The 21,535-nt window shown below is 64.4% G+C and carries 24 protein-coding genes; 7 read left to right on the forward strand and 17 right to left on the reverse strand.

Annotated elements, in window-relative coordinates:
• Positions 1–87: 87 nt before the first annotated feature.
• On the reverse strand, positions 88–5,217 hold the full coding sequence (locus ACN0TP_RS03015) for a tape measure protein (protein WP_417216404.1): 5,130 nt from the start codon (positions 5,215–5,217) through the stop codon (positions 88–90).
• A 182-nt stretch (positions 5,218–5,399) separates the two neighbouring features.
• Here ACN0TP_RS03015 and ACN0TP_RS03020 point away from each other — a divergent pair, with 182 nt between their 5' ends.
• Positions 5,400–5,774 carry a hypothetical protein gene (locus ACN0TP_RS03020; RefSeq protein WP_417216405.1) on the forward strand — a complete coding sequence of 125 codons (375 nt, stop codon included), beginning with the start codon at positions 5,400–5,402 and terminating at the stop codon, positions 5,772–5,774.
• On the opposite strand, the gene ACN0TP_RS03025 is transcribed toward ACN0TP_RS03020, so the two are convergent.
• From ACN0TP_RS03025 to ACN0TP_RS03090, 14 genes are all read right to left on the reverse strand, one after another.
• Positions 5,771–6,109, reverse strand: coding sequence for a hypothetical protein (locus ACN0TP_RS03025; RefSeq protein WP_417216408.1), 339 nt, complete (start codon positions 6,107–6,109; stop codon positions 5,771–5,773). The genes ACN0TP_RS03020 and ACN0TP_RS03025 overlap by 4 nt on opposite strands.
• Positions 6,106–6,807: a hypothetical protein gene (locus ACN0TP_RS03030; RefSeq protein WP_417216411.1), complete on the reverse strand. Its 702-nt coding sequence runs from the start codon at positions 6,805–6,807 to the stop codon at positions 6,106–6,108. Before ACN0TP_RS03030 ends, ACN0TP_RS03025 begins: the two co-directional genes overlap by 4 nt.
• Complete coding sequence (locus ACN0TP_RS03035; protein WP_417216413.1) at positions 6,804–7,298, reverse strand: helix-turn-helix domain-containing protein; 495 nt, start codon at positions 7,296–7,298, stop codon at positions 6,804–6,806. The genes ACN0TP_RS03030 and ACN0TP_RS03035 overlap by 4 nt, the downstream gene beginning before the upstream one ends.
• 161 nt (positions 7,299–7,459) lie before the next feature.
• Positions 7,460–8,260 (reverse strand): hypothetical protein, encoded by an 801-nt coding sequence (locus ACN0TP_RS03040; RefSeq protein WP_417216416.1) that lies wholly within the window; start codon positions 8,258–8,260, stop codon positions 7,460–7,462.
• A complete protein-coding gene (locus tag ACN0TP_RS03045; RefSeq protein WP_417216419.1) occupies positions 8,257–8,682 on the reverse strand; it encodes a hypothetical protein in 426 nt (141 codons plus the stop codon). The genes ACN0TP_RS03040 and ACN0TP_RS03045 overlap by 4 nt, the downstream gene beginning before the upstream one ends.
• Positions 8,679–9,008 (reverse strand): hypothetical protein, encoded by a 330-nt coding sequence (locus ACN0TP_RS03050; RefSeq protein ID WP_417216422.1) that lies wholly within the window; start codon positions 9,006–9,008, stop codon positions 8,679–8,681. Before ACN0TP_RS03050 ends, ACN0TP_RS03045 begins: the two co-directional genes overlap by 4 nt.
• A 15-nt stretch (positions 9,009–9,023) precedes the next feature.
• Entirely contained in the window at positions 9,024–9,491 is a 468-nt protein-coding gene (locus ACN0TP_RS03055; RefSeq protein WP_417216425.1) for a helix-turn-helix transcriptional regulator, read from the reverse strand.
• Positions 9,492–9,503: 12 nt separating this feature from the next.
• Positions 9,504–9,794, reverse strand: a complete 291-nt coding sequence (locus ACN0TP_RS03060) for a hypothetical protein (protein WP_417216428.1) — start codon at positions 9,792–9,794, stop codon at positions 9,504–9,506.
• A 24-nt stretch (positions 9,795–9,818) separates the two neighbouring features.
• On the reverse strand, positions 9,819–10,211 hold the full coding sequence (locus tag ACN0TP_RS03065) for a hypothetical protein (protein WP_417216431.1): 393 nt from the start codon (positions 10,209–10,211) through the stop codon (positions 9,819–9,821).
• 10 nt (positions 10,212–10,221) lie between these two features.
• A complete protein-coding gene (locus ACN0TP_RS03070) occupies positions 10,222–10,473 on the reverse strand; it encodes a hypothetical protein (RefSeq protein ID WP_417216434.1) in 252 nt (83 codons plus the stop codon).
• Entirely contained in the window at positions 10,470–11,207 is a 738-nt protein-coding gene (locus ACN0TP_RS03075) for a hypothetical protein (protein WP_417216437.1), read from the reverse strand. The genes ACN0TP_RS03070 and ACN0TP_RS03075 overlap by 4 nt, the downstream gene beginning before the upstream one ends.
• A 6-nt stretch (positions 11,208–11,213) precedes the next feature.
• Positions 11,214–11,411, reverse strand: a complete 198-nt coding sequence (locus tag ACN0TP_RS03080; protein ID WP_417216439.1) for a hypothetical protein — start codon at positions 11,409–11,411, stop codon at positions 11,214–11,216.
• The gene (locus ACN0TP_RS03085) at positions 11,408–11,596 is read right to left on the reverse strand and encodes a hypothetical protein (RefSeq protein WP_417216442.1); all 189 of its coding nucleotides are present in this window, start codon (positions 11,594–11,596) and stop codon (positions 11,408–11,410) included. The genes ACN0TP_RS03080 and ACN0TP_RS03085 overlap by 4 nt, the downstream gene beginning before the upstream one ends.
• Entirely contained in the window at positions 11,593–11,796 is a 204-nt protein-coding gene (locus tag ACN0TP_RS03090) for a helix-turn-helix transcriptional regulator (RefSeq protein ID WP_417216443.1), read from the reverse strand. The genes ACN0TP_RS03085 and ACN0TP_RS03090 overlap by 4 nt, the downstream gene beginning before the upstream one ends.
• A 113-nt stretch (positions 11,797–11,909) precedes the next feature.
• Here ACN0TP_RS03090 and ACN0TP_RS03095 point away from each other — a divergent pair, with 113 nt between their 5' ends.
• Both ACN0TP_RS03095 and ACN0TP_RS03100 read left to right on the forward strand, forming a co-directional pair.
• Positions 11,910–12,497, forward strand: a complete 588-nt coding sequence (locus ACN0TP_RS03095) for a helix-turn-helix transcriptional regulator (protein ID WP_417216446.1) — start codon at positions 11,910–11,912, stop codon at positions 12,495–12,497.
• Positions 12,498–12,506: 9 nt separating this feature from the next.
• On the forward strand, positions 12,507–13,685 hold the full coding sequence (locus ACN0TP_RS03100) for a tyrosine-type recombinase/integrase (RefSeq protein ID WP_417216449.1): 1,179 nt from the start codon (positions 12,507–12,509) through the stop codon (positions 13,683–13,685).
• A gap of 284 nt (positions 13,686–13,969) precedes the next feature.
• On the opposite strand, the gene ACN0TP_RS03105 is transcribed toward ACN0TP_RS03100, so the two are convergent.
• Both ACN0TP_RS03105 and ACN0TP_RS03110 read right to left on the reverse strand, forming a co-directional pair.
• Positions 13,970–14,719, reverse strand: coding sequence for a PspA/IM30 family protein (locus ACN0TP_RS03105; RefSeq protein WP_417216451.1), 750 nt, complete (start codon positions 14,717–14,719; stop codon positions 13,970–13,972).
• Between the two features lie 80 nt (positions 14,720–14,799).
• On the reverse strand, positions 14,800–16,875 hold the full coding sequence (locus tag ACN0TP_RS03110) for a TPM domain-containing protein (protein ID WP_417216453.1): 2,076 nt from the start codon (positions 16,873–16,875) through the stop codon (positions 14,800–14,802).
• A 259-nt stretch (positions 16,876–17,134) separates the two neighbouring features.
• Here ACN0TP_RS03110 and ACN0TP_RS03115 point away from each other — a divergent pair, with 259 nt between their 5' ends.
• The 4 genes from ACN0TP_RS03115 to ACN0TP_RS03130 all read left to right on the forward strand — a co-directional run bounded on the left by ACN0TP_RS03115 (position 17,135) and on the right by ACN0TP_RS03130 (position 21,362).
• Positions 17,135–18,604: a S1C family serine protease gene (locus ACN0TP_RS03115; RefSeq protein ID WP_417216456.1), complete on the forward strand. Its 1,470-nt coding sequence runs from the start codon at positions 17,135–17,137 to the stop codon at positions 18,602–18,604.
• 223 nt (positions 18,605–18,827) lie between these two features.
• A complete protein-coding gene (locus ACN0TP_RS03120; protein WP_417216459.1) occupies positions 18,828–19,646 on the forward strand; it encodes an electron transfer flavoprotein subunit beta/FixA family protein in 819 nt (272 codons plus the stop codon).
• 17 nt (positions 19,647–19,663) lie between these two features.
• Positions 19,664–20,605, forward strand: a complete 942-nt coding sequence (locus ACN0TP_RS03125; RefSeq protein WP_417216462.1) for an electron transfer flavoprotein subunit alpha/FixB family protein — start codon at positions 19,664–19,666, stop codon at positions 20,603–20,605.
• 1 nt (position 20,606) lies between these two features.
• On the forward strand, positions 20,607–21,362 hold the full coding sequence (locus ACN0TP_RS03130) for a PIG-L deacetylase family protein (RefSeq protein ID WP_417216464.1): 756 nt from the start codon (positions 20,607–20,609) through the stop codon (positions 21,360–21,362).
• Positions 21,363–21,535 lie beyond the last annotated feature (173 nt).

Consider the following 21,535-nt stretch of genomic DNA (forward strand, 5'->3'; position numbering starts at 1 on the left):
ACTCTTCCCGCAGGTTCACGGCGGGTCGCACCAGTTGACACCTAAAGAGAGGGCCAGGTGCCAATGCCTGCCCGCCTGCCAATCCGGTTAGACGTGCAGGTTCTCGGTCAGCAATGCGTCGTCGAGTTTCTGCGCGGTTTCCTTGGCCACGTCCTTGGCGTACTGCCAGGCGGTGCCCGGTTGGGCGTCCACATGGACATGCAGTTGAGGACGTTCACCGTTCGGACCGGCCGAACTCGCAAACGCGTTTACGGCGGCGGTCGTCGCATTCGACGCCCGCACCCCGGCAGCCATGGCCCCACCAACACCACCGGCGGCGACCTTCACCCCGGGTACAGCCTTGGCCAGGTTGTCCCGGATCGTCCCCGTGAAGTTGTCCGTGATCGCCTTCGCCACACGTGACGGGGACTTGATCCCAAGGGACTTCTTCAGGGCCGTCTCCATGGACTTCCCGACCTTGGCTACCGCGGCCTCGATCTTCTTCTGCTGCGATTCGAGACCAGCGACAACACCCTTCGCGGCGTTGACCCCACCCTTGTAGAACGCGTCCGTCAGGTAGGTGCCCAACTGGTTCGAGTTCGTCGCAACAGACTTGTACGCCACGTTCAGGGACTTCACATCCGTGGACGACCCCTTCAGGAGCTCGTCCGCCACCTGAGACCCAGCCTCGGAACCCATCTGCACGATCTCCTCGATAAGGAGACCCGCATAGCCCTTCTTCTGCAGCTGCTGGATCTTCTTACCGAACGCCTTGATCCGTGCCGCATCCGTTTTGAACCCGGCCGTGATCGACTTCAGGGACAGACCGGCAAACCCGTTGCGTTGGACGTTGTCCACCACGTTCTGGATCCCGGACTCGCCCTGCATCGTCTGGGACGCCTTGTCCCGGGTGTCGATCAGGTCCTCGTACTTGCCCCTCGCGGAGTCGATCTTCGTTTCGATCTTGTCCAGCTGCTTGTACCAGCTGAGCAGTTTCGATTCGGCCGACGACGCAGTCTTGGACAGTGACCGCCGCTTCGACGACGACAGGTCCTTGTTCTTCGACTGCTCGAACAACCGGTCAACGATCTGCAACCCGCTACCGGACGTGACGGCTTCAACGATGGTCCCGCGCTTGATGTCCCGGCGCAGGTCGAACTCCAGTTCAGAGAGCCGGGCCGCTTTCACTTTCGCGTCACGGACCTTCTCCTGCTCCTTCGCGACCGCTTTCTCCGTGGCGGTGACCTTCTTCTTCGCCGCGTCCAGGGCTTTCTTCGCTGATGCTTTCCCGGACTTCGACTTCGCCGCCTTGTACTTCTTCTCAGCAGCGGACACCGCGGACTTCTGGGACTTCAACCGGGTCTGCAGGTACTTGACGTCCTCGGCTTCCTCCCGTGCCTCCCACGACGCCCACGCGGACGCGAGACCGGATGTGGGCTTAGGGTTCGTGACCTTCTTCTTCGCCGGTGCAGCTTTCTTCTTCGCGTTCGACGCCGACGTTTTGGCGGCAGCCGACTTCGAGAGTCGGATCTCCTGGCCCACGTAGATCCGGTTCGCGTTGGCGATCCCGTTGATCGACTGGAGCGTCCGCCAGGACACCCCGAACCGTGCACCGATCTCGGAGAGCGTGTCACCGCGACGGACCGTGTACACCTGACCGCCGCCGGCGAGCTTCTGCAGCCCCTTGATGTTCTTCAACGCGGGGTCGTCCCGGTTGATCATGGCCAACAGGCGGTCGTGTTTCTTGGAGGAGGACCGTTTGATCACCCACTCGCCGTCGTCCACCCATGCTGTGGGTGTACCGTCCGAGCCGATGCCTAGGATTTTGTCTCGGCCGCGCCCCGTGTTGGGGAGTCGGCCACCGTCGGCCTTCTTCGGGATCCGGCCACCGGAGTTATGCCAGCCAACCTGTCCGGGGCGGATGACCTGCCCCGGCATGGAGATCGTCCGGTTCCGGGTCGTGACGGTGATCGTCGAGGTACGGTTCTTCGCCACTGCGTTCAGTGCCGCGTTCGCGGTTGCCGTTCCCACGGCCTGGGCGGTGATCTGCGCGGTCCGCTTCTTCCGGGCCTCCGCGTCGATCTTCCCGCCCGTCTTACGCGCGGTCCCCGCATCGGTGACTTCGATCTTCCCGTTCGGGAGCCGCTTGATCTTGAACCCCAAAGCCTCCAACGCGGCAATGACTACGGGGCTGTTCTCGGTGATGGTCACCTTCCCGTTGGGCGTGTTGATGACTTTCTTCGCCAGGGCAGACACGCGGTCGTTCGTCGCCTGGATGGTGCCGTCATCGGTGATGGTGACGCGGCCTTCGCCAATGTGTTCGATCTCGTACCCCATGACCGCCAGACGGTCGGTGACCTCGGGCGCATTGTCCTCGATGGTGACCGTGCCCTTCGGCGACTTCTCCACCAGCCGGGCGATGTCCTCGACCTTCAGTTTCGTGGCCTGGATCGACCCGTCATCGGTGATCGCAACTGATGTTTCCCCGGGGATACCGAGCAGGGAGGTAGCGAGGGCGGTGGCCGCATCCTTCGAGATGTAGCCTTGCTTCGCCAACCCCATGATGGTGTCCCTCATGGGCTTCAGCGCGGCGTCAGCAGCCGCGGCGGCACCGGCAGCGTCACCGTTAGCTTTCGCGTTGTCTGCGGCCGCGAGTGCGGCAGCCTTCGCCGCGTCCGCCTGCGGCCCCAGGATGCCCATGAGCCGGTCCCCGGCGTCGGATAGGGCAATGGTCCCGTCCTTCGCGCTAACCAACCCGACGTTCAGGCGTTTCCCGTCCTCCCCGGTTTCCCGGAAGAACTCACCCAGGGTGCGGGACGTCGCAGCGAGCTTGCGCTGTTGTTCCTCCGCGTCCGGGACTTTCCCGTTCATCAGGTCGATGATCTGCTGGTATGCGGTCAGGCGGGCACTGGTGTCCGCTGCGGCGTCACCGACCTTGCTGATGGCAGCGGCGACCTTCGACTGTGTGGTGGGGACGTTCGACATGGAGTCGTTCATCTCTGACCAGTTGCCGGAGGCATCGGCAACGGCGCTGCGCTGTTGTTCCAGGGCGCTGATCAGATGCGCCATGTCGACGGTGGACAACTTGCGGGCGGCGTCTCCGGTGATGTCCATCTTTGCGGCCCACGCGTCGAGGGCAGCCCCACCGTCTCCCGTGGAGATGGTGTTCCCAAACGCGTCCGTCTCCCCTGCAGCGGCCTTTGTCGCTTCCTCATAGTCCTTCAATAGGCCGATCATGTTGTCGTAGTCGGTGCCGCCGTTTGCGACGATGCTCGCAGTGTCCTGGGTGGACTTCCCCAACATATCCAGTGTCTTGGAGACATCCTCGGCGCCGGATGACCAGAGGTAGAACCCCTTTGAACCGTCGTCGCCGGCGAGGGCTTGTGCGGCCATGGCTTCGGTGTTCTTCGTGATCGCGCCTGTGGTTTCGTCGAGGGTCGAGCGGAACTCTTCAGCCCGCTGGCGGGCCTCTGCTTGCTTCGCGGCGTACGCACCCAGTGCGGCAGCCCCCAACCCGATGGCGATACCCCAAGGGCCACCGAACACGTTCATGACACCCGTGGCGGCACCCTTCAACCCGGACAGGAGACCCTTCCCGGTGATCTTCGCGGCAGTACTCAACTTGGACAGGGCTGTGCTGCCGGAGGTCGACGCCATGTTGATCTGGCGGTCCAGGACTTGCAGGGATTGCCCGGCATCGGGGAAGCGCATGGCCCCGTGCACGAGATCCATCTCGTTACGGAACTTCTGGAACCCGGCCACAGCGGTCCCGCCAATGGACTGGCCGATGTCCTTCAACCAGTCGAGTTTGCCGCGCATGAGCGCAAACCCGGTGAACGCTACAAGGGCGGTCTGCACGGGCCCGGGCAGTTGGGAGAACCCTTCGACCACGGTGCCGAGCATGTCCACGACGGGGCCAGCGGCACCGACGAGACCGGAGAATGCGTCTACCCCGGATTCGAGTAGGGGCACCGCGGCACTGATGCCGGTGGTGAGGCCCTTGGAGAAGATCCCCGCGAGTTCCCCAAGTAGGGGGATGAGGGGTTGTCCGGCGGCGAGCGCGTCGGAGAACACGCCCCGCAGTTCGGGGGATGCTGCGACGACTGCGATGATCCCGGCGGCGAGGGGGTTCACGGCGAGGCCCATGCGGGCGAGGATGGGCAGTTGGGTGCCCATGGCCGCGAACCCGGCAGCCAGGCCGGCGATCGCGGGGGCGTGGGCGGAGAGCTTGTCGAGGCCCCCGTTCAGGGACGAGACGTCGAACCCGCTGATGCTGTTCTTCGCGTCGTGCAGGAACCCGGAGAGCTCATTGAATGCGGGGTTCAGCCGGCCCGTGAGCATGTTGACGAGGGGGCCGGCCTTCTTCTCCGCTGCGCGGAGGACGTCGGCGAACTCGTTGGCCCACACGACGGCACGACCGCCGCCGTTCTTCTTGATGAACGGTTCAGCGAGGATGCCGCCAATGTCGCGGCCTGCCGCCCGGACCCGGTCCACGGCCCCAGACATCTGCTTCTTCACCAGTGCGGTGGTGCCACCGAACTTCTCCTGCAGCCCGTTGACCAGCGGATCCCAGACCTTCTCGACGGGGATACCGCCAGGCTTCCCGGCCATCTTCTTGATCTCGGCGCCGGTCTTGCCCATCTTCTCGCCGATGATGTTGGCGGCGTCGATGCCGTAGTATCCGAGCCGTTCGAGGGCTTCGCCAGATAGACGACCCTGGGACTGGAGGCGGGCAAGCACGTCGGTGATGGAACCGATGTCCTCGGACTTGCCGCCGAAAGCGGCCACCGAGTTCTGGATGGCGTCGAGGGTCGGGAGGACCTTCTTCGTTTCGACGCCGAATCCGATGAGCTGCTGCTGGGCTTTGATGAACACGTCTTTGGCGAACGGGGAGTTCTTCGCGAATGCGTCCAGTTTGTCCATCTGGGCGTTCGCGGCTTTCGCCCCGCCGAGCATTGTGGTCAACGATGCCCGGGAGTTCTGCTGGAGCATGTTGTACGCGGCCCCGGTCTTCGTGACCGATGCCAGCAAGGCGACCGCCCCACCCGTGGCGAGACCCGTAGCCACGGAGGCCTTCCGCAGCCCACTCGTGAGCGCCCCGCCCATCGCGGAACCGGCCTTCGACACACCCTGGGCGAACTGCTCCGTCCGGGCCTTCGACGCCGCCAGGTCCCGGTCGTAGGAGCCTTTGTCGAGGCGGAGGGTGGCGACTAGGTCGGCAACGTTGAACTCGGACATTGGCACCTCACGGAGGGAACGACGGACGTTCTCACGTCGATCTCTTCCGTAGGTGCTGCAATGGGTGCGGTCTCTTGGCCGCTAGGCGATTGCCTACCCCTGATTATCGCATCTGTCTTCGATTTCCCCAAGGGATCGAGAGAGGTATGATCCGGCCTATGAGAAGCCGCAGAGTTGTTGCGGTGACTGGGGCGCTGCTGATCATGTTGACCGGATGCACGCCGAGTGCGGCCACAACAGCGGATGCCGGTGGAGGAACGCCGGCTGCGGAGACCGAGCCGTCGTTCAGCCTGCCTTGTACACCGGAGATGGACCGCGACTATTGCACCGAACTGCTCTCCACGATCACGTCGGCGGCCTATGACTCATACGACGGGTTGGCTGATCCGACAGGTGAACAGACGGTTGCGTACAACGAGCTGGACAGGGTCGCGCAGGAATGGGACGACTCTTGCTGGAAGACGACGCGTCCGCTGTACGAGGACGTGGTGTGTCTGTCGAAGGTCGAGCGAATTGCCCGGTATGCATTGACGATTGACCCCAGCCTCAACGATTAGGCAGAGTCTGAGTTGTACGGGGGTTCGGGGGAGTGGCCGGTGGCCACGATCCATGCCATGTCCTTCCCGCGTCTCGTGGGGTTCCCGGTAAGGGTTTCCAATTCGGTCAGGCCCTTGTGCGCCGTGTCGGCGAGGATCTGGAGGGTCCGGCCCATGACGAGGTAATGGGACCCGTCGCGGAGCTGGCCGAGGTGGGTGGTGATGAGGTCGACGTGCTCGTCGGTGCTGCGGCTGCCGAGTAGTTGGGCGGCGAGTTGCCTGGCGCGGAATTCGACGCCGGCCTGGTCTACGGTCTGGTCCATCATTCCGAGTTCGAACATGATGTTGCGGGTCATGGTGTGTCTCCCGGGTGGGTTGCGTCGTATTGGGCGATGAGGTTGTCGCGTTCGTTGTCGATGGTGGTGACGGTTTCGCCGGCTACGTGTCGGGTGTGGGCGAGGTAGGTGTCGTGGGTCATGCGGTGAGTGCAGGCCCGGCATTCGACGGTGTCGTCGCCTGGTGTGCGGGTGAGTGCGCGGAGGTTGCAGCGGGGGCAGGGGGTGGGTAGTTGTTCGACGCGGCGTGTTTGGCCGAGGCGGCTGCGGATCTGGTTGTGGGCGGTGTTGATTTCGTCGGCTACGTCGCCGGCGGCGGGCATGGTGCAGAGGCTTTCGAAGTGGGTGCTGAGGTATTCGAGGGCGTTGTTGACGCGGGTGGGTTCCGCGGCGCGGGTTTGGCAGGCGTCGGGGTCTCCGTTGTGTTCGGCGACGTTGTGGTGGATTTCGGTGAGGAGGGCGGCAACTTCCCAGGCGGTGGCTGACGCCCACTCGGCGGGGTGACCGAAGCTGAGGGGGCGGCTGGGCCGTTTGTCTGGTGCCGCAGTCCCGCTGATGGGTTTGGGGAAGTTGGCCTTGAGTTGGACGTAGTCGATGACGGGACGGCGGATCGCGGTCCAGTAACGGGGCCGGCAGTCCTCGCATATGGTCAGAGTGGTGAGTACCGGGTTCCCGTCGCCGTCGTTACAGGTCGGGTACTGGCAAGGGCCCACGCTCATGCTGGGTTTTCTCCTGGGTGTTGTTCGATCTGCAGCCGGGGACCATCGGTTTCTTGTGTCTTCAACTGGTGGGCGGTCTCTTGTGCGTTGATGAGGAAACCAGCGAGTGCTGCCTTCATGGCTTCGATGTTCTGGTCTTCCTCGGGCGGGTTCAGGCGGGCCAGCTCAGCATGAGCACGGGCCAACGATGCAGCGGATTGGGCGAACGCCTGGAACGCACGGGGGTCGTCTGCCTTACCCATTCCGGACATGGCGTTTTGGATGCGGTCTAGGATCGTCGCGTTGATCTCGGTCCGGCGGGCACGCTGGTCGATCTGTTTGGCTTGGGTAGCAGCAGCCGTGGCTTCACGATCGAATGTGTAGCCGGCCGCGGTCGCGTACTTTCGGACGGTGGTGCCGGAGCATCCCACTGTGCGGGCGATGTGGTTCCTGCTGTGGCCCTGTTGCGCGAGTTCCACGATTTGGTCTCGTTGTTCGGGGGTGAGTGGCATGGGGTGCTCCAGTGGTCAGTCGGTGTGGCGTTCTCGCGCGCGGGGTGGTGTCCGGTCACGTGGGCACCCCCATCTGGTTCTAAAATTCGTGTGGTTGTGACGGGGTTCACTGCCGGGGTGGGGCGGGCGGTTGCCGTGTGGTTTCCGCCCGCCCGGTGGTGCTACTGGTGGGAGTACGTGCACATATTGTTGATGCGGCCGGCGGCTGCGTAGTTGGCGAGTGTCTTGCGGAGTTCCCAGGTTTTGTCGCCGTAGGTGGTGCCGTCGATGATCATGCCCAGTCGCTGGATCCCCATCGAGTGGTTTTCCCAGTCGAGGTCGTCGGGGTTGTCACCGACGGGGCCGCGTTCGGGGACGCCGCCGAGGCGGAGGATGTCCTGTGCCTGGCGGATTTGTTCGTTGTACGCGGCACCGATGGCGATGACCTTGTCGATGGCGTCCTTCGCCGCCGCCAGGGCTTCGCTGACGCCGGGGCCCATCACGGGGAGGTTGGCTCGCACGGCGTCGATTGCTTCAGCGCGTTTCTTGGCGGCTGCGGCTTCTGCCTTGGCGCGGGCCTTGGCGGCGTTCGCCGTCATCGTGGCCAGGTCGGACTCTGCTTGGGCCTCCGCTCGCGCTGTGGCGAGTTGGGAGGCAGTTACGCCATTGCCGGCAGCGATGTCGGTTTCAAGCGCTGCCAGGGCGTCTGCTGCGGGTGTGGTGGACGGTGCCGCGGCGACCTTCGCTTCCGCATCCTCGCGTTCCCGGTTTGCCCAGTAAGTCGGTGCGTAGTCGATGACGGTCTGCCGGTCTGCGTCGGTGAGATCGAGGAACATGTTGGCATGGAATTTGCCGGTTGCCGGATCGGTGCGGGCCTCTTCGGGTAGTGCCTCTTCGATGGCGTTCCATCGATCGACGGGGTCTGGGTAGACGGTCCGGAATTGACGCTGCTGGTCTTCGACACGGTTGGTGTGGGTGGTCATGGGGTGCTCTTTTCTGGCTGAGGGGCCGTTGATGTTTTGGTGGTGCTGGATGGGTGCTCGGTGTCTTCCGGTGGGCGGTTGGGTGTGAGGTTGCGGCGGGCCGCGGCCCATAGGGCTGTGCCGAGTGATTGGTGTTCCTCCGGGGTGAGGTCATGCGCGGTGGCGATGATGGCGAGATCCGAGTACGGGGTGCCAGTCCGGGCGGCGCCGAGGACGTCAACGACAGCATCCGTGAATCGTGGCGTGGCCGCTGGTGGGCGTGATGCTTCTTGTAGGCGTCCGATGTGGACGCGTTGCCCGGCGCACCTGCGGTTGAGCGCTTCGACGTATTCTCGGATTGGGTTGGCGTCGTCGGCGTCGAGTTGGGCGATGATCTGGGCGTACCTCTTGGCCAGGGTGTTGAGGCGTTTCGTGTTGGTCATCGGGGCTCCTCATGGTGGGCGGCGGTGGCGCGGGCTTTCCAGTAGGCGACTTCCTTTTGGAGGGCTCTGCGCCGTTCATCGAAGTAGTTCCACAGGGCCGCAGCTGCCTGCTCCGGGGTGGAGCGTGCTTCCTCGTCGTCCACGTCGGCCAGAGGTGCTGTGGGAACGCGGTGCGGTTTGTAGCCGTAGCGGCTGAGGGCTGTGCGGACGTTCGAGAGGCTTACGCCGAGTTCTTCGGCGATTTGGCGGGGGACCATGCCCCGGCGGTGGAGGCGGATGACGCTTTCGACTGTGCCGCCAGGGCGTGGGCCCTTCACTTTTGCCATATGGTCGCCTTTCGGTCAGTGCCCGGTTTGGCTGTTCAACCAGGCATTGAGTTCATGCCTGAGGTAGCGAACTCTGCCGCCGACGTGCGTTGGCGTCGGTCCTGTCCCGGCGGATCGCCAGTTCGCGAGCGTGCTGGTGGTGAGTCCGGTCAGGGCTGCGACTTGGGGAACGGTCAGCAGGTCGTCCGGGCTCGGCGACGCGGCCGCTTCGGCAGCGCGCGGCTGGTCGATGTCCAGGAGCTTGTGGATCTCGTCTGCGACTTGGCGTGCCTGTGCCGCCGTCAGGAGGATCGACGCTGCCCCATCATTGAGGTTGATGGCGACACCGATGGAGTCGTCCCAATCCATCGTGAGGGTGCATTTGAATTCACCGCCTTCTACGGGGGTGCTGATGGTGCGGGTTGGACCCTTGGCCCATGTCAGGTCGTCGTCATGTTGTGGGCAGACGATGTCGGTGGCCCATTCGGGGATTGTGGCGGTCATTTCGGGCTCTTTCTACTTGTTGGTGTTGGTGTCTGTGAAGCGGATGAGTTCGTTGAGGACGTGCTCGGCAGCGCGGGCCGCGTCGATGTTCAGACCGCCTAGAAATTCAATGCGCTCGTCCTGGCCGAGCAGCTGGAGAAGGATCGTCGGGCCGGTGTGCGCTTGCCAGGCGAGGGACCCGGTGATCGCACCGGACTGGATCCGGGGTCCTTCTGCGTAGGTGTCGCCCGGATCCCTGGATTCTGCGTCCTCGATCGGGTGCGCCCATGCGGGTGCCTGCCGGGGTGCTGTGAGCACTTTCATGATGGTTTCCTTCCTTGGGGGTGATCAGGCTTGAGGTTGGGTGATGGCGGCGGCGAGCCAAGCCGCGTCTGCGGACCAAATGTCTATGTCTTCCTTGTCCGGTGTGTCGCTGGGGAACCGCTCGATCGATATTCGGCCCCCTTGGTCGTCCCAGAATCGGTGGCTGACTTGGTACAGGCCCCCCGGGAGGACCTGTTCCAGCTGGGGTCCTTGGAATCCGCCGGAGGGCCCGACGTATGGCTGGATTCCGTCGTCGATCGGTGCCCAGCCGGCGGGTGGTTCGGTGGATGTCGTCGAGTCTGGGAGGAGGACGGCGAGGAGGTCGGCGCGATCGTAGATGTTCGTCCCGCGATGCGTCATGACGAGGACCTGGCCATTCCGGAGGGCCCGGATCCTGATCTGTTCCTTGGGCTTCATGGGGTCCTCCTCAGTTGCCGGGGCCGAGCAGATCGACTTCGAGACACCTGGGGCACCATGTGTCGCCGATGGTCGTCGTGGTGGGCTTCACGGCCTCATCTGGTGTCGTGACCATCAGTCGGCCGCAGATCGTCTTGCTGGGGAGGCCTAGGGGCTCGTTGCGGAGCACGTCCCGTTCTATGAACCAGTGAATGATGTCCTCGTACTCGTCGTCGGTCGGCGCGGTGGTGGTTTCCTGGGCGGGGGCTGGGTTCGTGCTCAAAATAGTTCCTCTTCGTCGATGTGGATGGGATGGGCAAGTGAGGTGGTCGCCTGAGGCGATTCTTGAAATTGGCCAATGGAAGTAGAAGGTTGAACGTCACCTTTGTTCTTCTGGTCGCAGATTTCCTTGTCTTGCGAGACTGGATTTTCTAGTCTGGGGGCCTTCTCAGGGGATGATTTCCTAGTCCTACGAGACTGGATTTCCTTGTCTCCGGATTGGGAAAGACTAGATTTCCTAGTCCTACGAGACTGGATTTCCTTGTCTTGCGAGACTGGATTTTCTAGTCCTGTCTGACTAGATTTCCTAGTCTCGGTCTTGTGGATTAGCTGGTCTGTGCTGGCCTGCTCAAGTCGGTTGAGGTGGAGCTCGTAGTGGGCGGGCCTGACGCCTGGCTTGGCTGAGAGCTTCCGACTGATTACTCCCAGGTCCATCAGTTCTCGAATCGCCGCGGTCAAGGTCGAGTAGACCGTCCGCCGCTCCGCATTTACTTCGCGGTCCTCGATGGTCCATTCCTCCCGGACGGCGCCGGGTGCCGGCGGCATTGGCCTGCCAAAAGCCTTATGGCATGTCGTATCCGCCGAGAGAAAGAACAGGTTGGCGGGCTGTTCCTTCGGGCCCTTCGGCCCGTGTGGCGGGTCGTATGCATGCCACGCCATGACCTGCAGCACCTTGTAGGCGTTCGGTCTCAGGAACCCGCCAAAGTCCATGACGCGCCTAGCGTTCTTGGATCCCAAGCAGCATCACCGTCCGGCCTTCTTGGCCTCGGCCAGGTCGAGGGTAATGAGTTCATTGGTGGTGGGGCAGTGGACTGTCGCTGTCGCGCTGCTGAGCGGCACCCAGTGGCGTATCGAGCACAGCGGGCAGTCGTACACCGCGGCCTGTGGATGCCGGGCGCTCCGCGGGAAGGTGCGGAGCACTTGAACCGATGTCGTGCTCATGGTTCCAGCCTTGAATCAATAAGCTGCTGGCGGCGTTCCAGGGCGTCGATCCAGTTGTCGACGTCCGCGGCCGTGATAACGCCGGTGGATCCGATCTGACCCATGGTGAAGCCGACGAATGACGCCCACTTTTCTATCGGTAGGTCCTGGATCCGGTCGGCCGTTGCCTTCCACATATCACTCATTTGGAAGAGCCCTCTCGCGGAGCTTCCGCGCGCGAAGCTTCAAAGGCCAGGACGGATTCCATCGGGTACCGAACGTGGCGGCCCAGCTTGAGGCCGCGGGGTCCGGTGGAGGTCTTCCGCCAGTGCCGGATCGTGTCGATAGACACCGAATAGCGTTTGGCAAGGTCCTCAGAGGTGAGGAATTCCTTTGAATCTTGCATTTCGCGCCCCTAACGCTAGTTTGATGGTGCCCCTACAAACGAGTGTAGATACAGGATCGAGAAATTACAATCCTTTGTAGCCCCCTGTGGCTAATTGTTGTTATGGTTGAGTGGTGACTAGCGATGAGAACCCCCAATTGCCATGGGAAGCGGAGTTTGCGCAGCAACTGAAGAAGCGCAGGCTCGCTCTCGATTGGTCTCAGTCAGCGATGGCACGTCGAGCCGCCAAACAAGGGCTCCCTTTTCACCAGCAAACGATCCAGCGAATCGAAGACGGTAAGCGCCCAATTCGTCTCAACGAGGCCATCATTCTGGCTTCCTTGGCCGGAGGGACCCTAAATGAACTCACTACGCCAGCAACGGCCGAGGGTGCAGCGCGTGAGCTTGTTGCGGGAGTGGATGCTGCCGTTGACGGGTGGGAAACCTACGGGCTGAAGCTAGGCGACTGGCAGGGGGGCATAGATGCCGACATTGGGAAGATCCACGAACTGAAGGCTGCGTACTTGGATGCATGCCAGCGAAGCGAAGCGGAAATCGACGCCGAATTCATTGGCTCAATTGATGCGATAGTCACCGAACTGAGGGGTGGTGCCATGAAGATCGGCGTTCTCGCCGAAGACTGGGAACATGGGGTCCTGCAAGATTCCACCGAGATCACCGAGTGGATCGGTACCAAACGCGCTTACAGGGACAATTCATGAGGGTCGCAGATGCCTAGGCCGCCGCTGCCGCTCGGTTCGTGGGGCAAGATCAGCCGGAAGCAGGTTGCCCCGGGGGTTTGGCGTGCCATCACGCGGTTCCGGGATTACGACGGCCGGACCCGCCAGGTCGAGAAGCGCGCTGAGTCGGGGGCCAAAGCCGAACGCCTCCTGGTGATCGAGCTCAGGGATCGTTCCGCGTCCACAGCGGGCCAAGAAGTCACGCGGGAAACCAGACTGAGTGCCGTCGTTCCCCTGTGGTGGGCTGAGCTTGAGGACCGCGACCGTGCGGACAATACGATCACCCGATACCGCGATGTAGTGGACAACCAGATCTTGCCTGGTGTCGGCAACCTGCGCATTCGAGAAGCCACGGTGACAGCGCTCGATCGCTTCCTCAAGGCCGTCCGTGAGAAGCATGGGGCAGCAACTGCCAAGCACGCCAAAACGATCCTGAGCGGCATCCTGGGCCTCGCCGTGCGCCACGGGGCAGCCGATGGGAACCCCCTCCGCGACGTCGCCCCTGTGCCGGTTGCCAAGGGAACCGTTCGCGCGCTCACCGTCGACGAGGCCCGCGCCCTCCGCGCCGGCCTCCTCACGTGGCAGTCCGACTCTGCGCCTGTCGGACGGAAGCGCCCACAGGACCTGCTCGACGTCGTAGACGTCATGCTGGCCACCGGCTGCCGCATCGGGGAAGCATTGGGCATTCGCTGGCCCGACGTGGATCTCGGCACACAACGCGCATCCGTCACGGTGAACGGGACGGTCATCTACGTTCCGGGGGAGGGGTTGAAGTGGCAGTCCCACCCCAAGAGCTCGTCATCCCAGCAGAAGTACACGTTGCCCGGGTTTGCGGTACAGATGCTCCTACGGCGGCAGGTCGAGCAAGAAGAGGGAAACGCCTTCGATGTGGTCTTCCCATCCGCGGCTGGCACGCTGAGGGATCCGAACAACTTTCGCAAGCAGTGGCGGCAGGCGCGACTGGATCTCGGCTTCGACTGGGTCACGCCACACACGTTCAGGAAGTCGGTGGCCACCGTCCTGGCCAACGCGGAAGGGCTGGCCGCGGCGTCGGCACAGCTTGGCCATTCGTCGGAGGACGTCACCAGAAGGCACTACGTACAGAAGGCGCACGAGGCCCCGGACCATGCTGACCTGTTGGCCCAGTTCGGCATGGATGTCAGCCGCTAGGTCATTCTTTACCCAGCGGAAACCCTGGGTAAGGGCGGGTAGTTCCGGGTATTTGTGACACGGCAAAATGGGTGTTTGGGCTAGTCAGCGGGAGGTTTTCACCGACAGTCACTAATGATAGCCAACCTCGCCTCATATCCCGGAGGTCACAGGTTCAAATCCTGTCCCCGCAACGAGATAAGGCCCCTGACTTGGTGTGATGCCAAGTCAGGGGCCTTTGTCGTGCCCGGCGTGCCGACATCCACATGCAATGGACACGCCGGGGACGATCCACGGTTCGGGGGCTATGCAGATTCCCCGGACCCCAAGGCGGCGGTGGTGGACCCGCCGGACTTCAGCGCAGCCAACCTGGCTTCGACCTCGGTCTGCTCACCGAGATCCTCGAGCGACTCGAATTGGGCGTCCAAGCTGGAGGCCGCCAGTTCGGAGGCGCCCAGCACCCGGGCCTCCTCACGACGGACCTTTTCCTCGAACCGGGACACCTCGCTGGTCGGATCCATGATGTCAATGCTCTTCAGCGCGTCCTGGACCTGCGTCTGCGCCTGCGATGCCTTGGCCCGGGCCACGAGTTCATCGCGTTTGGCGACCAGCTCCTGGCGCTTGCCCTTCATCGCATTCAAGCCGCTCTTGAGCTTCTCGACGATCTCCTCCTGGGAGGCGATGGTCGGTTCTGCCGTTTTCGCCTCTCCCTCGGACTGCATCTGGCGCTGGATGGCGATCTTCGCCAGGTTGTCGAACTTGGTGGCGTCGGCTTCCTTGCCAGCTGCCCGGAACTCGTCGGCCTTGCGCGAGGCGGCCAGCGCCTTGTTGCCCCAGTCGCGGGCATTCTCCTGGTCTTCCTGATGATCCTGCTGGAGCATGCGCAGGTTCCCGATCGTCTGGGCAACTGCGGTTTCTGCCTCGGCGATGTTGTTCGTGTAGTCCCGCACCATCTGGTCCAGCATCTTCTGCGGGTCCTCGGCCGAATCGATCATCGAGTTGATGTTGGCCTTGGCTAGCTGGGCGATGCGTCCAAAGATTGACTGCTTGATCACGATGTCACCTTCCACTGGGTTTACTGGTCTGGTCCTGCAACCGGCGGTCGCGCCGCCGGAATACTCGTCGGGTGTACTGGCTAGAAATTGCCTCCGCCGCCACCGCCGCTAAAGCCTCCGCCGCCGCCCCCGCCGCCGAAGCCGCCGCCTCCACCGAAGCCGCCGAATCCTCCACCTCCGAAGATTCCACCTCCACCGCCGCCATTGCCCCCGCGCAGGATCGAATCAATGAGGATTCCTCCGAGCACTGCACCGCCCAGGCCGTTTCCTCGACCGTATCCGCCGCCTCCGAATCCTCCGCCCCCGAAGCCACCCCCGAAGCCGTCGACGTCGGACTCCGCCTGCCGGGCTGCCTGATCGGCGAGGGCCGAGGCGCGTTGGGCCAGATGGAGGGCCGCGACCGGATCGTTGGAAGCGATGCGCAGCGCCTCGTCCAGTTGCCGCTGGGCCTCTGCCAGCCGTGTTCGCGCCGTGGCTCCGACTCCGCCCCGGCGGGCCCGGATGAAATCGTCGGTGCCGCTGATCTTGTCCTGTGCGGAGCGCACTGCAGATTGCAGCGAGGCATTGGCGCGTCGAGCCTGCTCGGCACGGTCCCTCACCGCCTCCAGCGGCCCATCCAGCGTCTCCCGGGCCCGGGCAAGGCCCGACAACAAGGCGCCGGGATCGATGCGTTCGGATTGCCGGGCGAGTTCAGTCTGCTCGACAGCATCCTGCAATGCTGCAAGGGGAGCCGCGAGCTCAGGGTGTCTGCTATCGGAGGACAGGGACCTGGCCTGCGCCACATCCTGCTTGGCTTCGCCCAGCTGGGATTCGAGGTCGGCGCGGGCGGAATCCAGTCCAGTTTCCGTCTTGGCGATCGCCCCGATGAGAACGCGGGTCTGGTCCACTGCCTCCTCGCCGGCCCGGACCGCCACCGCGGCCTCGGCCGTTGCCGAGTTGGAGATCTTGTCCAAGGCGGTTGTGGCGCTCTCTTCGATGAAGTCCAGCAGTTCCCCCGCCTGGGCGACGTTGTCCCGCACCTGGACGAGAGCCGAATCCGCATACCGGCTGGAGAGGCCCGCGAGCGAGGACTGGGCCGATTGCAGATCGGCACGCAGGCCAGCCGCCTGCTCCTTCAGGGCCGCGGCCGCCCGCGGGGCATTGCGTTCGAGTTCCCGCAGCGCGGAGAAGTCCTCGCGGTGCTCCTCGAGCGAATCGTTGACCGCCTCGCAGCGGCCGATGATGTCGGTGAGCCACTTGCGCTGGTCTGCCTCCGTATCGGGAATCGAATCGTCCAGTTGCTGCTGCAGCTTGAAGGACTCGTTCAGGTGGTCCTTCGCGGTCGCCAGCGCCTTCCTGAACGGCTGGACCGCTTCCTCCCCGAACTCAGCCATGGCAAAGCCGATTTCCTGCTCACTGGAGCGAATGGCATCGTCGGCGGCAATCAACAGGGGGCCGGCCTTCAACCTGAGCTCCTCGACGCTCATGGCCTCGAAGGGATCCTGTGGGCCCTCCCCGCCGGGCCGGGGGAGCTGCCCGCGCGCTGGGCTGTTCGCCTTCTTCCGGCGTCCCAGCGCCCACAGCGTTCCGCCGCCGACCACGATGACCCCTCCAATGATCCACGGGGCAGCCGAACCGCCCGAAGAAGAAGATGAGGCGTCGCTGGTCCCGTTGCCCAGATCCCCGGCCGCAGCGGCTTCGATGCCCTTGACCGCGTTTTCCGCAGCGCCAGCCCAGTCATCGGCGGTCAGGTTGTCCTTGCGCAGACCGGGTGTGATGTAGTCCTTGGCGATATCGGCGTCGAAGGGGGCAATGTCCCCGGCGTCGTTCGATTTCAGCCGCAATTGCCTGGCCTCGGTGGCGATGGCCAGGACGCTGTCCGAGGGGCCAAGTCCCTTTTTCTTGGCGACCTGCTCGACCCATGCGTCCATGTCTGACGGATCGGTGAACTGGTCCACGTAGATCACATAGAGGTTCAGTCCCTCGCTGTCCTGCAGTTCGCCCACGGCTTGCTCCACCCGGCTTGCCGCGCTGCCGAGGACGTCGGAGGAGTCCACGACGAATTCACCCGGCGGTATCGTGACGGGTGCTTCAGCGGAAGCGGGACCTGCCAACAGCAGGATGGACATCAGCACGAAACCGGCGACTGCCGATACCCGTCTGGCAATGGATCGCATGGATCACCCTTCGATGTCGGTAACGGCCGTCGTGGCAATCGCAGTCGATCGGATCAAGGACCCGCGGCTAGTTGCCCGTAGCCGTCCCTGTTGATTCTATGGGTATGGTTTGGGACCGTCCACAACGGCGCGGCTTCCCCGGGCATCGCCGGTGCCATGGCACTGTGCTCTCACAGGTTCCCCTTAGGTAAAGCTTTTTCGGAACACAGCGCCCCTTGCCATAGTTGGAGTCAAGGAACCCCAGAAAGGACAGAACGTCATGAGCGAGGACCTGAACACCTTCTCCAACGGCGAAGACAATGAGGCGGCCGGCGCAGCCGGCCGGACCAACGGCGGCCCAGCCGTCCCGCCTCGCCCCCAGACCCCACCGCAGGCTGCCAGCGGGCCGGAAACCACGGAGCAGCCGTTGTCGGAAGCCCACCCCCGGACGGCGCAGTACGCCGCCGCGGGAACGGCGGGGGCCGGCACGCCACCGACCGGCGGTGGACACTACCCCCCGGGTGCCTCCTTCAGCCCGGCACCGCGCCGGCAGTCCAAGCGATTTGGCACCAGTACGCTGGTGGCCGGCATGGTCATCGCCGCCTTGATCGGCGGCGGCAGCGCCGTCGGTGCCAACTACCTCATGGATGGCTCCGGCCAGCCGGTGGCGGCGTCGGCCCAGGACAACCAGGCAGTCGTCATCAACAACCCGGACAACGTCACAGCCGTCACCGCGGCCGCCGCGAAGGCCTCGCCCAGTGTGGTGACCATCGAGGTGGATGGCCAGAGCCAGGGCGGATCGGGATCCGGCATCATCCTGGACAAGGAAGGCCACATCCTGACCAACACCCACGTGGTGACCCTCGGGGGTGCCGTCTCGAATCCGACCATCACCGTCCGCACCAATGACGGGCAGGTCCATAAGGCCACTGTCGTGGGAACGGATCCCCTGTCCGATCTGGCAGTGATCAAGATCGACGCCCAGGGCCTTCAGCCGGCAACGATGGGCAATTCCTCCAAAATGAACGTCGGCGATGCGGCCATTGCCATTGGTGCCCCACTGGGTCTGAGTGGGACCGTCACCGACGGCATCATCTCCACGTTGAACCGCACCATCAGCGTCGCCTCCTCGGCGGTCCCGGAGAACAAGACCTCCGATGGCTCCTCGGGAAGCGACGGCAACCAGTTCAACTTCCAGATGCCCGGGCAACAGCAGAGTTCCGGTGCCGGTTCGATCTACATCAACGTCATCCAGACCGATGCCGCCATCAACCATGGGAACTCGGGCGGAGCACTGGTCAACGCCTCCGGGCAGATCATCGGGGTCAACGTCGCCATCGCCTCCGCGGGAGGATCGAGCGCCAGCGGCGACGACAGCGGCTCCATCGGCGTCGGGTTCGCCATCCCGATCAACTACGCACAGCGCATTGCCCAGGACATCATCGACCATGGCAGTGCAACCCACGGCCTGCTGGGTGTGACCGTGAAGGCCATGGCAGCGGATTCGGGTACGCAATTCAGTGTTGGCGCCCAGGTCCAGGACGTCACCTCGGGCTCCGGTGCAGACAAAGCCGGGCTGAAGTCCGGAGACGTCATCACCAAGTTGGGGGACCGCGTGATCTCCGACAGCCAGTCGCTCACGGCAGCGGTTCGTGAATACGCCCAAGGGGACAAGACAACCGTCGCCTACACCCGCGGTGGCAAGTCCTACACGGCCGACGTCACGCTGGGCGAACTGACCCAGCAGTAAATCCATTTCGGTCGGCAACCGGCCGGCATCCCACCCGGGATGCCGGCCGGTTGCCATGTGTGCGGGAGATAGGCTGAAGACCGGAAACCGGGTGCCGCGCTGGCGGGTTGCCCCTCCGGACGATACTCTTGGTTAATACTCATTAACTGGAATTTGCGGGAAGTCCCGCGGAACCTATGGTTCCGGCTGCCTGCAGCCGGAAGAGTCAAGGCGAAAGGTGAACATGAGCGTGACAAGCGGAGGACCACTGAAGGTCCTGGTCCTGGTCAAGTACGTCCCGGATGCGCAATTCGACCGTCATCTGACGGGAGCCGACCACAGCATCGACCGGTCCGAAAGCATTTTGTCCGAGTTGGATGAATACGCCATCGAATCCGCCTTGCAACTGGTGGAAGCACGCGGCGGCGCAAAGGCCGGGAACACCGTCACCGCCCTAACGATGGGGCCGGAGCGTGCCGCGGCAGCCGTGAAAAAGGCCCTGCAAATGGGGGCGACCGACGGCGTCCACGTGTGCGACCGGGCACTGGCCGGTTCGGATGCCTCAGCCACGTCGCTGGCCCTGGCCACGGCCATCGAACACCTCGGTGGCTTCGACGTCGTCATCGCCGGCATGGCCTCCACCGACGGCGAGACCTCGATCGTCCCCGCGCAGCTGGCCGAACGCCTGGGATTGCCCCAGCTGACCCTGGTGTCCTCGCTGGAACTCGGAGACGATGCCATGCTGTCGGGCCGCCGCGACTCGGATACGACATCGACCATGCTGCAGGCCCCGCTGCCGGCCATCGTCTCGGTCACCGACCAGGGAGAAGAACCGCGTTACCCGAACTTCAAGGGCATCATGGGCGCCAAGAAGAAGAAGACCACCACGTTGGCCCTCGCCGACCTCGGGCTGGATGCCTCACAGGTCGGAACCGCGGGCTCCTGGACCCACGTCGAGGACGCCCAGGCCCGCCCACCCCGCACTGCGGGCACCGTCATCACGGATGAGGGAGACGCCGGCGTGCAGCTGGTGGACTTCCTGGCCGGCAAGAAACTTCTCTAGGAACCGAGGGGACCACCATGGCGAACATTCTGGTATTCATCAACACACCCACCACGCAGCCGGGCAAGGCCCAGCGTGAACTGCTCACCCTGGCCCACCGGCTCGGCGAACCCGTGGTCGTTTTCGGCGCTCCGGCGACCGACGAAACGGTCGCCGCGATCGGCTCCCTGGGAGCGGGCGCCGTCTACGCCCCGTCCACGTCCCTGGACGCAACACTGATCGCCGGGGAAGCTGCCCTCGTGGCCGGCGTCGCCCGAACGGTCGAAGCTGCAGCCGTGCTGTTGCCGAACACCGCCGACGGCAAGGAAATCGCAGCCCGCGTGGGCATCAAGCTCTCCTCGGGAGTGATCACCGACGCCGTCGACGTGGCGGACGACCTCACGGTTACCAAGTCGGTGCTGGCCGGTGGCTACACGGTTTCGGCGCGCGCCACCCACGGGACCCCTGTCATCACCGTGAAACCCAACAGCGTCGAACCCGCCGAGGCGACGGCAACCAGCCCGGCACTGACCAACGTCGAGGTCACCGACGCCGGCCCCGCTGCCACGGTCGCCAGCACCGAAGACAAGCCGGCCTCGGGACGCCCGGCACTGCAGGATGCGCGGATCGTCGTCTCCGGCGGCCGCGGCCTGGACGGGGACTTCACCCCGGTGGAGGAGCTCGCCGACGCACTGGGCGCGGCGGTTGGCGCCTCCCGGGCGGCAACTGACGCCGGGTGGATCGAACACTCGTACCAGGTGGGCCAGACGGGCAAGACGGTCTCACCGCAGCTCTACATCTGCGCGGGGATCTCCGGTGCCATCCAGCACAAGGCCGGCATGCAGACCTCGCAGGTCATCGTGGCAGTCAACAGCGACGAGGACGCGCCGATCTTCGAGATCGCCGATTTCGGCATCGTGGGAGATGTGCGCACCGTCCTGCCGCAGGCAGCCGCAGAGATCAAGCGACGCCAAGGCTAGCATGGCAGCCTTCGATCCAGCCCGGGAGACCGTCCGCCGGGTCCTGTGCTTCGGGGCCCACCCGGACGACCTCGATTTCGGGGCGTCCGGGACGGTCGCAGCCTGGACGCGTGCCGGGGTGGAGGTCCAGTACTGCATCATGACCGACGGTGACGCCGGGGGATTCGACCCGGCGCACCGCGGGGACATCGTTGCCATGCGCCACGAGGAGCAACGCGGGGCAGCCCGCAGCGTGGGGGTGGAGCAGGTGCATTTCCTGGGCGAACGCGATGGCTACCTCGAACCCACCCACGAGGTGCAGCGCAAGATCGTGGCACTCATCCGCCGGGTGGGTCCCGACGTGGTGCTGGCCATGCATCCCGAACGGGACTGGACCCGCATGCAGCGCTCCCATCCCGACCACCTGGCGTGCGGGGAAGCGGTCACCCGCGCTGTCTACCCGGCAGTGGAGAACCCCTACGCCTACCCCGACCTGCAGGAATCCGGGCTGGAGGCGTTCAAGCTGCGCTGGTTGTGGCTCTATGGCGGCCCGGAGGAACGGCAGAACCACGCCGTGGACATCACCGATACCTTCGACGCGAAGCTCACGGCGCTGCGCGCCCACCTGAGCCAGCACCCGGACGTGGCGAAGATGGAGTCCTTCGTCCGCTCCAACTCCGAATCCCTGGCCGCAGCACACGGGTGGGGGACCGGCCGGCTGGCCGAGGTCTTCCACGTCGTGGAGGTCAACGCCGCGGACACCATCGCCGGATTCTAGCCAGCAGACGACGACGGTGGGGCGCCCTGGCCGGGGGCCCCCCCGGCCCCGGCCCGCCCGCGGCCGCGGGCCCGCCCCCGCCCGCGGCGGCGTGTCCCGCCCTCGCGCTGGTGCTCGGGGGATTCCTCCGAGGCGGCGGGGGAACCGCCGTCGTTGTCGGCCTGCTGGTCCGT

This window comes from Arthrobacter sp. (genome assembly GCF_048266065.1).
GTDB lineage: Bacteria > Actinomycetota > Actinomycetes > Actinomycetales > Micrococcaceae > Arthrobacter_H.

What these genes read in the sequence shown, in the direction of transcription:
- ACN0TP_RS03015 (WP_417216404.1), bottom strand. Translation starts at nt 5,217, where the DNA reads ATGTCCGAGTTCAACGTTGCCGACCTAGTCGCCACCCTCCGCCTCGAC.
- ACN0TP_RS03025 (WP_417216408.1), bottom strand. Translation starts at nt 6,109, where the DNA reads ATGACCCGCAACATCATGTTCGAACTCGGAATGATGGACCAGACCGTA.
- ACN0TP_RS03030 (WP_417216411.1), bottom strand. Translation starts at nt 6,807, where the DNA reads ATGAGCGTGGGCCCTTGCCAGTACCCGACCTGTAACGACGGCGACGGG.
- ACN0TP_RS03035 (WP_417216413.1), bottom strand. Translation starts at nt 7,298, where the DNA reads ATGCCACTCACCCCCGAACAACGAGACCAAATCGTGGAACTCGCGCAA.
- ACN0TP_RS03040 (WP_417216416.1), bottom strand. Translation starts at nt 8,260, where the DNA reads ATGACCACCCACACCAACCGTGTCGAAGACCAGCAGCGTCAATTCCGG.
- ACN0TP_RS03045 (WP_417216419.1), bottom strand. Translation starts at nt 8,682, where the DNA reads ATGACCAACACGAAACGCCTCAACACCCTGGCCAAGAGGTACGCCCAG.
- ACN0TP_RS03050 (WP_417216422.1), bottom strand. Translation starts at nt 9,008, where the DNA reads ATGGCAAAAGTGAAGGGCCCACGCCCTGGCGGCACAGTCGAAAGCGTC.
- ACN0TP_RS03055 (WP_417216425.1), bottom strand. Translation starts at nt 9,491, where the DNA reads ATGACCGCCACAATCCCCGAATGGGCCACCGACATCGTCTGCCCACAA.
- ACN0TP_RS03060 (WP_417216428.1), bottom strand. Translation starts at nt 9,794, where the DNA reads ATGAAAGTGCTCACAGCACCCCGGCAGGCACCCGCATGGGCGCACCCG.
- ACN0TP_RS03065 (WP_417216431.1), bottom strand. Translation starts at nt 10,211, where the DNA reads ATGAAGCCCAAGGAACAGATCAGGATCCGGGCCCTCCGGAATGGCCAG.
- ACN0TP_RS03080 (WP_417216439.1), bottom strand. Translation starts at nt 11,411, where the DNA reads ATGAGCACGACATCGGTTCAAGTGCTCCGCACCTTCCCGCGGAGCGCC.
- ACN0TP_RS03085 (WP_417216442.1), bottom strand. Translation starts at nt 11,596, where the DNA reads ATGAGTGATATGTGGAAGGCAACGGCCGACCGGATCCAGGACCTACCG.
- ACN0TP_RS03090 (WP_417216443.1), bottom strand. Translation starts at nt 11,796, where the DNA reads ATGCAAGATTCAAAGGAATTCCTCACCTCTGAGGACCTTGCCAAACGC.
- ACN0TP_RS03100 (WP_417216449.1), top strand. Translation starts at nt 12,507, where the DNA reads ATGCCTAGGCCGCCGCTGCCGCTCGGTTCGTGGGGCAAGATCAGCCGG.
- ACN0TP_RS03110 (WP_417216453.1), bottom strand. Translation starts at nt 16,875, where the DNA reads ATGCGATCCATTGCCAGACGGGTATCGGCAGTCGCCGGTTTCGTGCTG.
- ACN0TP_RS03115 (WP_417216456.1), top strand. Translation starts at nt 17,135, where the DNA reads ATGAGCGAGGACCTGAACACCTTCTCCAACGGCGAAGACAATGAGGCG.
- ACN0TP_RS03120 (WP_417216459.1), top strand. Translation starts at nt 18,828, where the DNA reads ATGAGCGTGACAAGCGGAGGACCACTGAAGGTCCTGGTCCTGGTCAAG.
- ACN0TP_RS03125 (WP_417216462.1), top strand. Translation starts at nt 19,664, where the DNA reads ATGGCGAACATTCTGGTATTCATCAACACACCCACCACGCAGCCGGGC.
- ACN0TP_RS03130 (WP_417216464.1), top strand. Translation starts at nt 20,607, where the DNA reads ATGGCAGCCTTCGATCCAGCCCGGGAGACCGTCCGCCGGGTCCTGTGC.